A 13,593-nucleotide genomic window follows, 5' to 3' on the forward strand; every position below is an offset into this window, starting at 1 on the left:
ATCCGGATGCAGTCATACCGGCTCCGCTGCGCCCGATACGCCGGCCTGTGCCTGTGCCTGTGCCTGAGCGCCGGGTGCGGCCTGCTCCGGCTGAGCCTGGATCGCGGTGATCGCGACCGTGTTCACGATGTCCGAGACCAGTGCCCCGCGCGACAGATCGTTCACCGGCTTGCGCAGCCCCTGGAGCACCGGCCCCACGGCCACCGCGCCCGCCGAGCGCTGGACCGCCTTGTAGGTGTTGTTGCCCGTGTTCAGGTCCGGGAAGATCAGCACCGTCGCCCGGCCCGCCACCTCCGAATCCGGCAGTTTGGTCGCCGCCACCGACGGCTCCACCGCCGCGTCGTACTGGATCGGGCCCTCGATCCGCAGCTCCGGCCGCTGGGCGCGGACCAGCTCCGTCGCCTCCCGCACCTTGTCGACATCGGCGCCCGAACCGGAGGTTCCGGTGGAGTACGAGAGCATCGCGATCCTCGGGTCCACCCCGAAACGCGCCGCCGTCGCCGCGCTCTGCACCGCGATGTCCGCGAGCTGCTCCGCGTTCGGGTCCGGGTTGACCGCGCAGTCCCCGTACACCAGCACCTTGTCCGCCAGGCACATGAAGAAGACCGAGGAGACGATCGAGGCGTCCGGCTTGGTCTTGATGATCTCGAAGGCGGGCCGGATCGTCGCCGCCGTGGAGTGCACGGAGCCCGAGACCATGCCGTCCGCGAACCCCTCCTGCACCATCAGCGTGCCGAAGTAGTTCACATCCGCCACCACGTCGTACGCCAGCTCCACCGACACGCCCTTGTGGGCGCGCAGCTGGGCGTATCGCTCGGCGAACGGCTGCCGCAGCTCCGAGGTGTTCGGGTCGATCAGCTGCGCGGCGGAGAGGTCGATGCCCAGATCGGCCGCCTTCCTGCGGATCAGCTCGGTGTCGCCCAACAGGGTCAGATCACAGACATCACGCCTGATCAGCACATCCGCCGCCCAGAGCACCCGCTCCTCGGCGCCCTCCGGCAGCACCACCCGGCGGCGGTCCGCGCGGGCCTGCTCCAGCAGCTCGTGCTCGAACATCATCGGGGTGACATGGCCGCTGCGGGCCACCGCCAGCCTCGCCGTCAGCTCGCCGGTGTCGACATGCCGTTCGAAGAGCCCGAGCGCCGTCTCCGCCTTGCGCGGGGTGGTGGCGTTCAGCTTCCCCTCCAGGCCGAAGAGCTCGGCCGCCGTGGGCCAGCTGTTGGTGGGCACCGAGATCACCGGGGTGCCGGGGGCGAGCCGTGACGCCAGGGTCAGGATCTCGTCACCCGGCCGCTCGTTCAGGGTGAGCAGCAGACCGGCGATCGGCGGCGTCCCCGCGGAGTGCGCGGCGAGCGCGCCCACCACCAGGTCGGCCCGGTCGCCGGGGGTCACCACCATGCAGCCCGGGGTCAGGGCCTTGAGGAAGTTCGGCAGCATCGCGCCGCCGAAGACGAAGTTCAGCGCGTCGCGCGCGAGCCCCGAATCGTCGCCCAGCAGCACCGTGCCGCCCAGTGCGTGGGTGATCTGGGCGACCGTCGGCGCGGCGAGCGCGGGCTCGTCGGGGAGTACGTAGCAGGGCACCGGGAGCCGGGCCGCCAGCCGCTCGGCGATCACCTGGCGCTCCTCGGCGGCGACCCGGTTCACCACCATGGCCAGCACCTCGGCGCCGAGCGCCGCGTACGCCCGGTAGGCGTTGCGGGTCTCGGCCCGTACGGACTCGGCGGTCTGGCCCCGGCCGCCGACCACCGGGATCAGCGAGGCGCCGAACTCGTTCGCCAGCCGGGCGTTGAGCGCCAGCTCGTCGGGGAGCTGGGTGGCGGCGAAGTCGGTGCCGAGGACGAGGACGACCTCGTACTCCCGGGCGACCCGGTGGAAGCGGTCGACCAGCCGGGAGACCAGCTCGTCCGTGCCCTTCTCGGCCTGGAGCGCGGCGGCCTCGTGGTAGTCCAGGCCGTACACCGACGCCGGGTCCTGGGTGAGCCGGTACCGGGCGCGCAGCAGCTCGAAGAGCCGGTCCGGGCCGTCGTGCACCAGCGGGCGGAACACGCCCACCCGGTCCACCTGGCGGGTGAGGAGCTCCATCACTCCCAGCTCCACGACCTGGCGGCCGTCGCCCCGCTCGATCCCGGTCACGTACACGCTGCGCGTCACGCGTGTTCTCCCGTCCGTACTCTCATGACTCTCATGGCTCTTCCGCGACGGGCCGCTCGTCCGCGGCCCCGGCCCGGTGCCGCTGTCCGCCGCCGCCGGTCCGCACCTGTCCGGTGCGCCGGTGACCATTCGTACAGCAGACCGTACAAAAAAACCGCAGCGTGGCGGCCTTTATCTCTTGACAATACCTCTGGCTATGGCTACAGCGCTTCGCGGGCGGGTGCCGGTTCCGGCACAGTGCCCGGACCGGGTCTTTCAGCGGTACTCCGGGCATCCACCCGCACCGGGAGGGCAGGCGCACATTGACCGTGAAACAATCGAGGCCGGGCTCACGTGCACCACTGACGAGCAGGAGACACAGCACGATGCGTATCGGAGTACTCACCGCAGGGGGCGACTGCCCCGGACTGAACGCAGTGATCCGGTCGGTCGTGCACCGGGCCCTGACCGGGCACGGCGACGAGGTGATCGGCTTCGAGGACGGCTTCAAGGGCCTTCTCGACGGTCATTACCGGCCGCTCGACCTCAATGCCGTCAGCGGCATCCTCGCCCGCGGCGGCACGATTCTCGGCTCCGCCCGGCTGGAGCGCAACCGCCTCCGCGAGGCCGCCGAGAACTGTGGCGAGATCCAGCGCCGGTACGGCATCGACGTCCTGATCCCCATCGGCGGCGAGGGCACCCTGACCGCCTCCCGGATGCTCTCCGAGGCCGGGATGCCGGTCGTCGGCGTGCCCAAGACGATCGACAACGACATCTCCGCGACCGACCGCACCTTCGGTTTCGACACCGCGGTCACGGTCGCCACCGAGGCGATAGACCGGCTGAAGACCACCGCCGAGTCGCATCAGCGGGTGATGGTGGTCGAGGTCATGGGCCGGCACGCCGGCTGGATCGCCCTGGAGTCCGGCATGGCCGGCGGCGCGCACGGCATCTGCCTGCCCGAGCGGCCCTTCCAGGTCGACGACCTGGTCAAGATGGTCGAGGAGCGGTTCTCCCGGGGCAAGAAGTTCGCGGTGATCTGTGTCGCCGAGGGCGCGCACCCGGCCGAGGGCTCGATGGAGTACCGCAAGGGCGAGATCGACCAGTTCGGCCACGAGCGTTTCCAGGGCATCGGCAACCGTCTCGCCGCGGAGCTGGAGCACCGGCTGGGCAAGGAGGCCAAGCCGGTCATCCTCGGCCATGTCCAGCGCGGCGGTGTGCCGACCGCGTACGACCGGGTTCTCGCGACCCGCTTCGGCTGGCATGCGGTGGAGGCCGCCCACCGCGGCGACTTCGGCCGGATGACCTCGCTGAGGGGCACGGATGTGGTGATGGCTCCGCTGGCGGACGCCGTGACCCGGCTCAAGACCGTCCCGGAGAACCGCATGTACGAGGCGGAATCGGTCTTCTGACGACCCTGGGGAGCCTCCGGCCGAGGTCCCCTTCCTCTTCCCCGCGGCTCCCATCGCCCCGGTCGCGTTTCGGTACGCGGCCGGGGCGGATCCATGTCCGGGGGCACTCGTATTCCCCGGCTGTTTCGCCCCGCCCGGTCGCGGAGATAATTCCCCCGGCGTGATATCCGGCGATCACTCCGGCGTGTGAAGTGATATCGGCCGCGGCGCGGGGACGGAGCCGCGCGGATTTCACGTACGGAATCGATGCCCCGGATTCTCCGGACAGTGCGCCCGAGCTCCTGGATCGCACTCGGCGCCGGAGAAATGGAGCAGCTTCCTCCGTCGCGGCGCGAAGTCTTCTTATGCCCATCCAAGATTTGTTTATTTGGGCGCCGATCCGGATGGCTGGTTAAGTATGGGTGCACGCCGCAGGGCGTGGGGGAGAACGTCGCTCATCAGGGGGAAAGAGATGACCGTCTTTCAGGAGTCGGAAGTTCTGCTTCCGAAAACAGATCCCGGATACCATCCGATCCGGATGGACGCGAGCCGGGCCGACATGAGGAAACTCGGAAAGCTGCTGCGCGGAGGCGCGCGTGCGCTGAACGAAATGTTCGACCAGGATGCACATCTCGACGAAATCATTCCCAAGCCGTGGGGATACGAGTACCGCGCCTTCGTCGACGACTTTTTCGATCTCTGGTCGCTCCACATCGAGAGCGGACACGGCACGTCCGTCCATGTGCACCCGCGGAAGCTGACCTATCTGCTCTGCCTCGGCGGCACCGGCATGACCACCGGGCTGGACCGGGACGAGATTCCGCTGCGCGAGGGCACCGTGCTCCGCATCGCCGCGGGCGCCTTCCACGGCACCCGGAACACCGGGGACGAGCCGCTGGAGCTGATCGAGGTCGAGGTGCCGCGCAACAAATTCGACCTCATCCGCCTCCAGGACGACTACGACCGGGCCGGGACCGCCTATGAGACCTTCTCGCTGGAGGAGCCCAGCCATCCGATGCGGGCGATTCCCTCCCACCCCAACACCCGGATGCGCGCCCGGACGCCCGACCATCGCTTCCGGTTCACCCTGCGCACCGGAATGGACATCTTCTACCGGCCGGATCCGAAGGATATCTTCCACATCCCGCTGCATATCGCCGGTGCCGTGAACCGGGACATCGAGATCCTGACCGGCCATGCCGAGGACGACCGCCGGCCGCAGACCGATCAGCAGTATCTCTCCATCAGCCGGACCCGCTGAAGGATGCGTTCGCTCAGTGCTTCCGCGGTGCGGTGGAAGCGAACCGGCCAGTGAAAGGGAAAGGGAGAAAAATGTCAGGCAGTGCTGTCATCATCACGGGGCCCGGCTTCCAGGACCATGACGTCGTCTTCACGTATTACCGCCTTCTGGAGGAGGGCTGGCACGTGGACGTCGCCACAAAGAACGCGGACGCGGTGTCCGGGAAGTACGGTATTCCGCTGCCCATGGACAAAACCGCGCGCCCGCTCATCGCATTCGAGGATCTCGATGTCGGCGAGTACGACGCGGTCATTCTCACCGGCGGCCACGAGGCCCCGGACCGAGTGCGCCAGGACCGCCATGTCCTCGATTTCGTCGCCGGGATGGACCGGGCGGGCAAGGTCGTGGCGGGGCTCTGCCACGGTCCGTGGATCATGGTCAGCGCCGGGGTGCTCCGGGGCCGCCGGGCATGCGCCTACATCGGGCTCCGCGACGATGTGATCAATGCCGGTGCCGAGGTCGTGGACAGCGATGTGATCGTGGACGGCAACATCATCACCTGCTCCTACTACGGCTACATGGGGGCGTTCATGCGCTCCGTCCTCGAGACCGCGGAGAAGATCGCCGCCGCTGGGCAGGCCCGGTGACGGCGACCGGGCCCGCCCTGATCGCGCTCGACTTCGACGGGGTGATCGCCGACGCCCTGGAGGAGTGCGCCCTGGTCACCTGGTTCGGTGTGCGCGACTTCGACCGGACTCTCGGCGGAGCGCGACAACTCCGGGGCGTTCCGCAGGAGTTCATCGAGCGGTTCGCCGGGGTTCGCGACTACTCGCGGCTGCTCGACCACTTCGTCGTCGCGCATCTGCCGTCCGCCGGCGCCGTCTCCTCGCAGCGCGATTTCGACCGGCTCTTCGCGGAGCTCTCATCGGAATTCGTCCGCGCCTTCACCGAGAAGGCCACGGCGACCCGGGAGTGGCTGCGCACCCGGGAGCCCGACTTCTGGCTGGATCTCCACACCCTCCATCCGGGAATCGGCGAACTCCTGCGCCGCTTCGACGGGGCCGCCGTGGTGGTCACCGCGAAGGACGCCGAGTCGGTACGGGCCATTCTGGCGCGGCACGGGCTCGACGGGACCGTCGCGGAGATCATCGGGGAGTGCGGACACAAGGCGGAGGCGGTACGGGAGGTGGCCGGGCGGTGGGAGATCCTCCCGCGGGACATCGTCTTCATCGACGACAACCTCACCAACGCGCTGCGGGTCGCCGAGACGGGCGCGGATTCCCGCTGGGCGCAGTGGGGCTATCAGACACCGGAGCACCGGGCGGAGGCGGCGCGCCGTTCGCCGGCCCCGCTCCGGCTGGACGAACTCGCCTCGCTCGCCCCACGCGTTCCGCCGGTGCGGCGGCCCGCGCGGGCGGGCTGAACCTCTCCTGAGCGGGGCCGCGGCCGGGCCCGGGGATGCCTCCGGCCCGGCCGCCGGCCCCGCCCGACCGCTTCGACCCGCCGGCCACGAGACGAGAGACCGATGACCGAAACACCGCGACCGGGCACGGGCGAGGGGCCGGGTGACGGGGCCCCCGGGCGTACGCCTGCCGGGGGCATCGCACCGGGCCTCGCGGTACCGGGGTGCGCCTCAGCCGGGGACATCGCGCCGGGCCGTGCGGCGCCGGACCGTACGGCAGGGCGTACCGCACCGGGCGATGGGGCACCCGGCCACCTATTACCCGGCCACCTGTCACCCGGCCGCCCGTCACCCGGCCACACCCCGCCGGGCCCTGCGGCACCCCCGCGCCCCGCACCCCGGCATCCCGCACCCCCGCGCCCCGCGCCCAAACGACGGACAGCACAGAGCACAGGCCGCGTCCCGGGCGCGGAGGCCGCGGACGGGAGCCCCGCGGGGAGCGGGGCGCTCGGTGCGCAGCTCGTGGTGCTGGCCGTACTCGCCGTCGCCATTCCCGCTCAGCTCTATCTCGCCATCCCGGTCGCACCGGCCGTCCAGCGCGGCTTCGGCGTCGACGCCGGGGCCGCCGCCTGGACCGGCAGTGCCTTCTCCTTCGCCTACGCGCTCGGCTTCCTGGTCTTCGGGCCCCTCTCGGACCGCGCCGGACGCAGACCGGTTCTCGTCCTCGGCACCCTCGCGACCGCCGCCACCACCGCGGCCACGGCGCTCAGCACCGATTTCGGCTGGTTCCTGGCCTTCCGCGCCCTCCAGGGGTTCGCCGCCGCGACCTTCGCACCGGTGGCACTCGCCCATGTCGCCGAGCGGGCGCCCGCCGCCCGCCGGCCCCTTCTGCTCTCCCTTCTGACCACCGGGCTGCTCGGCGCGGGCGTGGCCGGACAACTGCTCGGCCAACTCGCCGGTGAACACGGCTCCTGGCGGGCCGCCTTCTGGCCCGCCGCGATCGGCTACGCCCTCGCGGCGGCGGCACTCCACCGGCTGCTCCCCGCCCCGCGACGCGATCCGGGCGCCTCCGTACGAGGAGTGCTCACCACCTTCGGCCGGCTGTTCCGGCGGCGGGAGACCCTCGCGGTGTTCGCCGCCGCGCTCACCGTCCTCAGCGGCTTCGTCGCCCTCCACGCCGTGCTCAACCGGCATCTGCGGGAGAGCGCCGGATTCGGTACCGGGGAACTCCTCGGCGTCCAGGCCCTCGCCGCCGCCGGGCTGATCGCCGCACCCGTCGCCGGCCGGTTCGCCGGCGGGCGCGGACCCCGGGCCCTGGCCGTCTCCGGCTTTCTCACCGCCCTCGCGGGGCTGCTGCTCGCGCAGCTCACCGCCGTACCGCCGCCGCTCGTCCTCGCCGGCGTCGTCCACATGGCCGGTATCGGTCTCGTCGTACCCGCCCTGGTGGGTCTGCTGCACCGGCTCGCGCCCGGGGCGGGCGGCGCGGCCGTGGCCGTCAACACCTTCGCGCTCTTCCTCGGCGCCTCGCTCGGCCAGCTCCTGGCCGCGCACACCGGCCACCGGCCCCTGCTGGCCGGACTCGCGCTCGCGACCGCGCTCGCGGCGCTCGCCGTGCGATCCGCCGGCCGCGAGACGGAGAACATCCCGCTCGCGGAGAACACCCCACCCGCGGAGAACACCCGCACCGCGAGAGACACCCGCGCCGCGCGCACCCGCCCGTGAGCGCCGCGCCCCGGGGCGGACCCGGGGCGCCGTACCGTCCCGATGCCGCACGAGGGAGTTCGCATGACCATGAGCACGACTGTTCTCTTCGCCCTCACCAGCCACGCGGATCTCGGCCGCACCGGCGAGCCGACCGGCTTCCACCTCGGTGAGACGGTGACACCCTGGCGCCTGCTGCGGGCCGCGGGTCACCGGGTGGAGTTCGTCTCGGTGGGCGGGGGCATGCCGCCCATGATCGGCCACGACCCGGCGGATCCCGCGCAGCGCGCCTTCCTAGGCCGCCCCGACGGCGGCGGCGCGCTCGCGGTCTGCCCGCGCCCCGAGGAGGTCGATCCGCAGCGGTACGGTGCCGTGTACTACGTCGGCGGCCACGGCACCATGTGGGACTTCCGCGGCCACCGGGGCCTCCGGGCCATCGGCGCGGCCGTGTACGAGAACGGCGGTGTGGTCTCCGCCATCTGCCACGGCCCCGCCGCCCTGGTGGATCTGCGGCTCGCCGGCGGCACCCCGCTGGTGGCGGGGAAGGAGCTGACCGCCTTTCCCGACGACGCCGAGGCGGCCCGCGGTCTGGACACGGTGGTGCCGTTCTCCCTCCAGAGCGCGCTGGAGGAGCGGGGCGCGCTGTTCCGCCGGGCTCCGGACAGGCAGCCGTGTGTGGTGGTGAGCGAACGGCTCGTCACCGGCCAGAATCCGCAGTCGGCCGCCGGGCTGGGCAGGTCCCTGGTCCGCCTGCTGGGCCCCGCGGGGGCGGCCGGCGGCCTCGGGGACCCGGCCGCCGCCGACCGCCCCCCGGTGACCCGCGCGGCGCGCCGGCGGGCGTACGTCCCCGGCGGGCCGCCGAACCGCCGGTGACCCCTCAGCCCCTTCGGGCGGCGGGGCGGTATCGCGCCACCTTCCGGTCCGCGAGCAGCGGAACCACCTGTTCCAGAATCAGTTCCCGATAGCGCGCGGTGGCCTGACGGGCGGCCGGTGCGGCGTGGTCCGCGTACTCCTCGAGGAGAACGAACTCATTCTTCTCCCTCTCGGACCGGCCGGCCGTCCAGGCGGGACAGCCGGGCTCCGCGGGGCTCGCGCGGGCGATATCGGGGAGAATTCCGGCGACCGTCCCCGCATTTCCGGAACGGGCCTTCCAGTGCGCGACGATGGAGACGGACACGGGGCTCTCCTTCTCGGTGAATTCCCTCCGGAGCGCCGATGGCGTGCGGTGTGATCGGAAAGGACGCGCCGGGAATTCATCCCCGGCCGGACCGAAGGCCGCATGCGCCCCGCCCCGCGGCTCACCCATGGGCCGGGACCGGCTGTCTCGGCCAGCGCGCGGGCAGGGTCCGGCCGGTGGCCAGCGCCATCCCCGCGGCGGCCAGTTCGGCGCAGGACGCCGGATTCTGGCCGGTGACCAGATGGCCGTCCGTCACCACGTACGGCTGGAAGGGGTCCCCGGACTCGAAGCGCGCGCCCTGGGCCCGGAGCGCGTCCTCCAGCGAGTAGGGCATCACCCGGTCCAGCCCCGCCATGCTCTCCTCGTGCCGGGTGAAGGCCGTCACCCGGCGTCCGGCGGTCAGTGAACCGCCGCCGCGGCGGCGGACATTGAGCAGCGCGCCGACCCCGTGGCCGATGGCGGCGATCACCGCGCGGGCGGCCCCGCAGGCGCCGAGCATGGCGCTCAGCCGGGTGTCGGCCGGCAGATCGAGGACCGAGCCGTGCCCGCCCGCGATGAACACGATGCCGAACTCCGCGGGGTCGCGCAGATCGGGGGTGGTGGTGCGGTCCAGCTTCTCCCGGACGGCGGTGTCCTCCAGGAACATCCGCTGCGGCGGATCGGACCGGTCCACCCCGCGTGCGGCCGGCCGGCCCGGCCGCGTACTGACGAATTCATAGTCCCAGCCGGCCGCGAGAAGCGCCCGCCACGGGTACGCCGCCTCCGGCAGCCAGAATCCCGCCGGGCGCCCATTCGGCAGGCGATCGACGCTGCTCAGGACGATGAGTCCCTTCGGGGGCGGGCTTTTCGCGGGCATCCTCGCCTCACTCTCCGGCACAAGCTCCTGGGCGGGCTCCGGGGCACACTATCCCAACTCCGTTGTTCCCGGCAGTGGGCCATCAGTGGGATTCTCGTGAAATACCCGCACACTCGGGAAAAGTGTCATAGCGGATTCTATGCAGGGTATGAATTTCCCTATTTGAATGCACCGGCCCGGGAATCTAGATTCCTTTGTGTCCGGCCCGCCGCGGCTCACCGGTCCGGGCGCGCGGTCCCATGCCTGCCCCGATCCACGAGGAGCACCACACGATGGCCAAGAAGATCCTCTTCGCTCTCACCAGCCATGGAACCCTCGGTGACACCGGCCGGAAGACCGGCTACTACGTCCCCGAGGTCGCCCATCCCGCCGCCGTCTTCCGGCGGGCCGGCTACGAGGTCGAGTACGTCTCCGTCCAGGGGGGTGCCGCACCCCGGGACGGCGTCAACCCGGACGACACCGTGGTCGCCGACTTCCTCGCCGACCCGGCCACCGCCGAGGCGCTGCGGGCCACCCCGACCGCCGCGGAGATCGACGCCGGCGCGTACGACGCCATCTACTACGCCGGCGGCCACGGCACCATGTGGGACTTCCCGGAGGCGACCGGTCTCGCCGACGTCGCCCGGGCGATCTACGAGCGCGGCGGCGTGGTCGCCGCCGTCTGCCACGGCCCGGCGGCGCTGGTGAATCTGAGGCTGAGCGACGGCTCGCACCTGGTCGACGGCAAGCAGGTCTCCTCCTTCACCGACGAGGAGGAGGACGCCGTCGGCCTCACCGGCGTCGTCCCCTTCCTGCTGGAGAGCAAGCTGACCGAGCGGGGCGCGAAGTTCACCAGGGCCCCCAAGTTCGCGGCCCACGCGGTCGCCGACTCCCGCCTGGTGACCGGGCAGAACCCCGCCTCCGCCGCCAGGGTCGCGGAGCTCGTCGTCGAGCAGCTCGGCGCCCGCTGAGCGGCGGCACCGTACCGCGGTCGCGCCGGTTCACCTCCGGCGCGACCCCCGCTCCCGGGGCGGCCCGGCCGTCTCCCGGGCGGCGGCCCCCGCCGCTTCCCCCCACACCCCTTTCCCCCCACCACACGCACCACCACCTCGCCCCCCGTCCCGCAGGCCGGACAGCGGCGCATCGAGCCGGATCCGAGGCGGCCCGGAACCGCGACCTGTCACCATGTGAGGGAGCCGCGGACCGGACTCCGGTGTGATCCCGGCGCGCGCCATGGAGCAATGGGGGTTGATCCTTTGGCTGTACAACTGGGCTGGCTGCGCACCTTCGTGACGGTCTACCGGCTCGGCTCCTTCACCAAGGCCGCCCAGAAGCTGGGCCTCTCCCAGCCCGCCGTCACCCATCAGGTCCGCAATCTCGAAAGAGAGCTGGGACGGACCCTCTTCGAACGGCTCCCGCACGGGGCACAGCCCACCCCGGCCGCCGAGGGACTGCTCCGCGAGGTCCAGGGCCCCATCGACGCGCTGGGCGGAGTGGTCGAGCGGAACCTCAGCGGCGCCCCGGCCGGCCGTCCGCTCCATCTGGCCGGGCCGGTCGAACTGATGACCACCCGGGTGATCCCGGCCGTCAGCGAACTGATCGAGGAGGGCATGCGGCTCCACTTCAGCTTCGGACTCGCCGATGAGCTCCTCGCCCGCCTGGACGAGGGCGAACTGGACCTGGTGCTCTCCACCATCCGCCCCCGCGGCCGGGGGCTCGCCGTCACGCCCCTGGTGGACGAGGAGTTCGTCCTCCTCGCCTCGCCCGAGCTGGCCGCCCGGGTGCCCCGGGAACGCCTGCTGGCCGAGGGCCCGGACGCCCTCGCCGAGCTCCCCCTGATCAGCTACGCCGAATCCCTGCCGATCATCCGCCGGTACTGGCGCACCGTCTTCGACCGCCGGCCCACCATGACCCCGGCGGTGGTCGTGCCCGATCTGCGCGGCGCGCTCGCCGCGGTCAGGTCCTCGGCCGGGTTCTCCGTACTGCCCACCTATCTCTGCGCGGAGGAGCTCGCCCGGGGAGAGGTCGTGCCCCTCCTCGAACCCGAGGTCTCCCCGCTCAACACCTTCTTCCTCGCCGTCCGGAAGGGAGAGCCCGGCCCGCCCGATCTCACCGCGCTCCACGGACATCTGCTGCTCAAGGCACGGCTGTGGAGCTGAGACCGGCCCGGGGCGCCGGCCGGGACCCCCGGCGCCCCGGGCCGCGAGCGGGAGGGCTCAGCCCGCTGTCCGGGCTCCGGGTGCCGCCCGCCGGAGTTCACCGTCGTCGGGCAGGAGATCGGTGATCCGCGCCCAGACCGCCCCGGCCGTCACCCGGACCAGCCTGAAGGGGCCCGCCGGGCCGATCAGCTCCGCGGACACCGGCTCGACGGGCAGCTCCCGCAGCCAGTAGCCGAGCGGGCCGCAGTCCCAGACCGCGAAGCCGCGGCTCTCCACACCGTCCCCGCCCTCGGCACGGGTCCGCCAGGCCGAGGTCAGCCGCCAGGTCGCCCGGATCTCCGAGATCAGCCCGGCCAGCGGCTCCGGGACCGGACCGCCGCCGCTCCCCGCCGCCAGCGCCGCGCGGATCGCCGCGCGCTCGTCCTCGGCGGACGCGTGCGCGGGACGCCCGCTCTCCAGCACCGCGAGACCCGCCTCGACCGTGCCGATGGCCGTCTCGACGGTCATCGGCGCCGTCTCCCGGCCGGCCGGCGACTGCTGGAGGTTCACCATGTCGGCGAGCTTCCAGACCAGCATCTTCGGCTCGACACGGGAGTACTCGGCCTCGGCCGTGCCCGGCCACGCCTCGTGCGCGACCACATGCCGCTCGCCGATCAGCATGCCGTGGTGCAGCTTGCCCTGCCGGCCGGCGGTCTCCAGCGAGATGACCACCCCCGGCGACAGCACCGTCTCCATCATCGGCCGCAGCAGCGGGGAGAGCCGGCCGTCCTCATCGATCAGACCGCAGCCCACCAGCTCCTTCCGGGCCGCCGTGAACTCGTCGGGCACCTCGTCGCCCGTCGCCAGCTCCGAGAGCACGATCAGATGCTCGTCGGCCAGCCGGAAGCGGGAACGGGACATGTCGAACGAAGGCATACACACTCACTTGGTCGTCGCTCAGGACTGGGACTCGGCCCAGAAATTGAAGATCCTCGAAAAGCCCGCCCGCACGGCACCGCGCCGGGTGAGCACGGACCGGTCGACTCCCGAGAAGAGAGCCGCGAGGGAGATGTCGGCGGGCAGCACCCGGCCCGACGCCGACACGGTGACCTTCCGGCCGCCGCCCATGCCCGACTGGCGCACGGTGACCACGGCCCCGGGGTCCTCGGAGTCGGGCCGCCGGGTCAGCGTGTAGGCGCGGCGGTTGACCGCCGTGAGCCGGTACGCGTCACCGAGATGGGTCAGGTGCAGGGAACGCCCCCGGTGCGTCGGCGCCCACCGGTTGCGGCTCAGCCGTACGAGCCCGTCGCCCACCCGGAGCGTCGCGCCGTTGAGGGTCGGCATCGCCAGCACATCGGTGTGCATGCCGCGCGTCTCGAAGGTGGCCGGCGGGATCAGGCCACCGCTCACCGCCGTGACGATCACATGGGTCATGTCCCGGCCCGCCGGATACTCCACCCGGATGTCGCCGAACTCGGGGGAGGTGCCCCGCCAGCCGAACTTGGTGCGTCCGACGGGCGGTTTCTCCTTCCAGTACCCGAGCGTGAACGGGCTGATGGTCGTGTGCATCCGATTCCCC

The 13,593-nt window shown here is 72.0% G+C and carries 13 protein-coding genes; 8 read left to right on the forward strand and 5 right to left on the reverse strand.

Translation table 11 applies throughout. The annotated features are described in order from the left end of the window. Positions 1–12: 12 nt before the first annotated feature. On the reverse strand, positions 13–2,151 hold the full coding sequence (gene pta / locus AAFN69_RS22165; RefSeq protein ID WP_347730395.1) for a phosphate acetyltransferase: 2,139 nt from the start codon (positions 2,149–2,151) through the stop codon (positions 13–15). A 365-nt stretch (positions 2,152–2,516) separates the two neighbouring features. Between pta and AAFN69_RS22170 the strand changes: the two genes are divergently transcribed. From AAFN69_RS22170 to AAFN69_RS22195, 6 genes are all read left to right on the forward strand, one after another. Continuing rightward, a complete protein-coding gene (locus tag AAFN69_RS22170; protein WP_347730396.1) occupies positions 2,517–3,542 on the forward strand; it encodes an ATP-dependent 6-phosphofructokinase in 1,026 nt (341 codons plus the stop codon). A 517-nt stretch (positions 3,543–4,059) separates the two neighbouring features. Further along, positions 4,060–4,782 carry a cupin domain-containing protein gene (locus tag AAFN69_RS22175; RefSeq protein WP_347730397.1) on the forward strand — a complete coding sequence of 241 codons (723 nt, stop codon included), beginning with the start codon at positions 4,060–4,062 and terminating at the stop codon, positions 4,780–4,782. Between the two features lie 71 nt (positions 4,783–4,853). Next, the gene (locus AAFN69_RS22180; RefSeq protein WP_347730398.1) at positions 4,854–5,408 is read left to right on the forward strand and encodes a type 1 glutamine amidotransferase domain-containing protein; all 555 of its coding nucleotides are present in this window, start codon (positions 4,854–4,856) and stop codon (positions 5,406–5,408) included. Next, on the forward strand, positions 5,405–6,184 hold the full coding sequence (locus AAFN69_RS22185; protein ID WP_347730399.1) for an HAD family hydrolase: 780 nt from the start codon (positions 5,405–5,407) through the stop codon (positions 6,182–6,184). The genes AAFN69_RS22180 and AAFN69_RS22185 overlap by 4 nt, the downstream gene beginning before the upstream one ends. A 501-nt stretch (positions 6,185–6,685) precedes the next feature. Beyond that, a complete protein-coding gene (locus tag AAFN69_RS22190) occupies positions 6,686–7,885 on the forward strand; it encodes an MFS transporter (protein ID WP_347730400.1) in 1,200 nt (399 codons plus the stop codon). A gap of 69 nt (positions 7,886–7,954) precedes the next feature. Further along, entirely contained in the window at positions 7,955–8,737 is a 783-nt protein-coding gene (locus tag AAFN69_RS22195) for a type 1 glutamine amidotransferase domain-containing protein (protein WP_347730401.1), read from the forward strand. A 4-nt stretch (positions 8,738–8,741) separates the two neighbouring features. On the opposite strand, the gene AAFN69_RS22200 is transcribed toward AAFN69_RS22195, so the two are convergent. Together AAFN69_RS22200 and AAFN69_RS22205 are read right to left on the reverse strand one after the other, a co-directional pair. Continuing rightward, a complete protein-coding gene (locus AAFN69_RS22200; RefSeq protein WP_347730402.1) occupies positions 8,742–9,041 on the reverse strand; it encodes an antibiotic biosynthesis monooxygenase in 300 nt (99 codons plus the stop codon). Positions 9,042–9,162: 121 nt separating this feature from the next. After that, the gene (locus AAFN69_RS22205) at positions 9,163–9,897 is read right to left on the reverse strand and encodes a type 1 glutamine amidotransferase domain-containing protein (protein WP_347730403.1); all 735 of its coding nucleotides are present in this window, start codon (positions 9,895–9,897) and stop codon (positions 9,163–9,165) included. Positions 9,898–10,169: 272 nt separating this feature from the next. Between AAFN69_RS22205 and AAFN69_RS22210 the strand changes: the two genes are divergently transcribed. Next, a complete protein-coding gene (locus AAFN69_RS22210) occupies positions 10,170–10,847 on the forward strand; it encodes a type 1 glutamine amidotransferase domain-containing protein (protein WP_347730404.1) in 678 nt (225 codons plus the stop codon). 285 nt (positions 10,848–11,132) lie between these two features. Further along, on the forward strand, positions 11,133–12,035 hold the full coding sequence (locus tag AAFN69_RS22215) for a LysR family transcriptional regulator (RefSeq protein ID WP_347730405.1): 903 nt from the start codon (positions 11,133–11,135) through the stop codon (positions 12,033–12,035). A gap of 57 nt (positions 12,036–12,092) precedes the next feature. Here the strand turns inward: AAFN69_RS22215 and AAFN69_RS22220 are convergent, their stop codons facing one another. After that, positions 12,093–12,950: a histidine kinase gene (locus tag AAFN69_RS22220; protein WP_347730406.1), complete on the reverse strand. Its 858-nt coding sequence runs from the start codon at positions 12,948–12,950 to the stop codon at positions 12,093–12,095. Positions 12,951–12,971: 21 nt separating this feature from the next. Beyond that, positions 12,972–13,583 carry a hypothetical protein gene (locus AAFN69_RS22225; RefSeq protein ID WP_347730407.1) on the reverse strand — a complete coding sequence of 204 codons (612 nt, stop codon included), beginning with the start codon at positions 13,581–13,583 and terminating at the stop codon, positions 12,972–12,974. Positions 13,584–13,593: the final 10 nt, after the last annotated feature.

The sequence above is a fragment of the Streptomyces sp. CAU 1734 genome (genome assembly GCF_039888735.1).
In the GTDB taxonomy this organism is placed as follows: domain Bacteria; phylum Actinomycetota; class Actinomycetes; order Streptomycetales; family Streptomycetaceae; genus Streptomyces.

Bases quoted from the DNA above. Each gene is read 5' to 3' on its own strand.
- AAFN69_RS22175 (WP_347730397.1), top strand. From the start codon at position 4,060: ATGGACGCGAGCCGGGCCGACATGAGGAAACTCGGAAAGCTGCTGCGC.
- AAFN69_RS22195 (WP_347730401.1), top strand. From the start codon at position 7,955: ATGAGCACGACTGTTCTCTTCGCCCTCACCAGCCACGCGGATCTCGGC.
- AAFN69_RS22225 (WP_347730407.1), bottom strand. From the start codon at position 13,583: ATGCACACGACCATCAGCCCGTTCACGCTCGGGTACTGGAAGGAGAAA.
- AAFN69_RS22205 (WP_347730403.1), bottom strand. From the start codon at position 9,897: ATGCCCGCGAAAAGCCCGCCCCCGAAGGGACTCATCGTCCTGAGCAGC.
- AAFN69_RS22220 (WP_347730406.1), bottom strand. From the start codon at position 12,950: ATGCCTTCGTTCGACATGTCCCGTTCCCGCTTCCGGCTGGCCGACGAG.
- AAFN69_RS22210 (WP_347730404.1), top strand. From the start codon at position 10,170: ATGGCCAAGAAGATCCTCTTCGCTCTCACCAGCCATGGAACCCTCGGT.
- AAFN69_RS22180 (WP_347730398.1), top strand. From the start codon at position 4,854: ATGTCAGGCAGTGCTGTCATCATCACGGGGCCCGGCTTCCAGGACCAT.
- AAFN69_RS22170 (WP_347730396.1), top strand. From the start codon at position 2,517: ATGCGTATCGGAGTACTCACCGCAGGGGGCGACTGCCCCGGACTGAAC.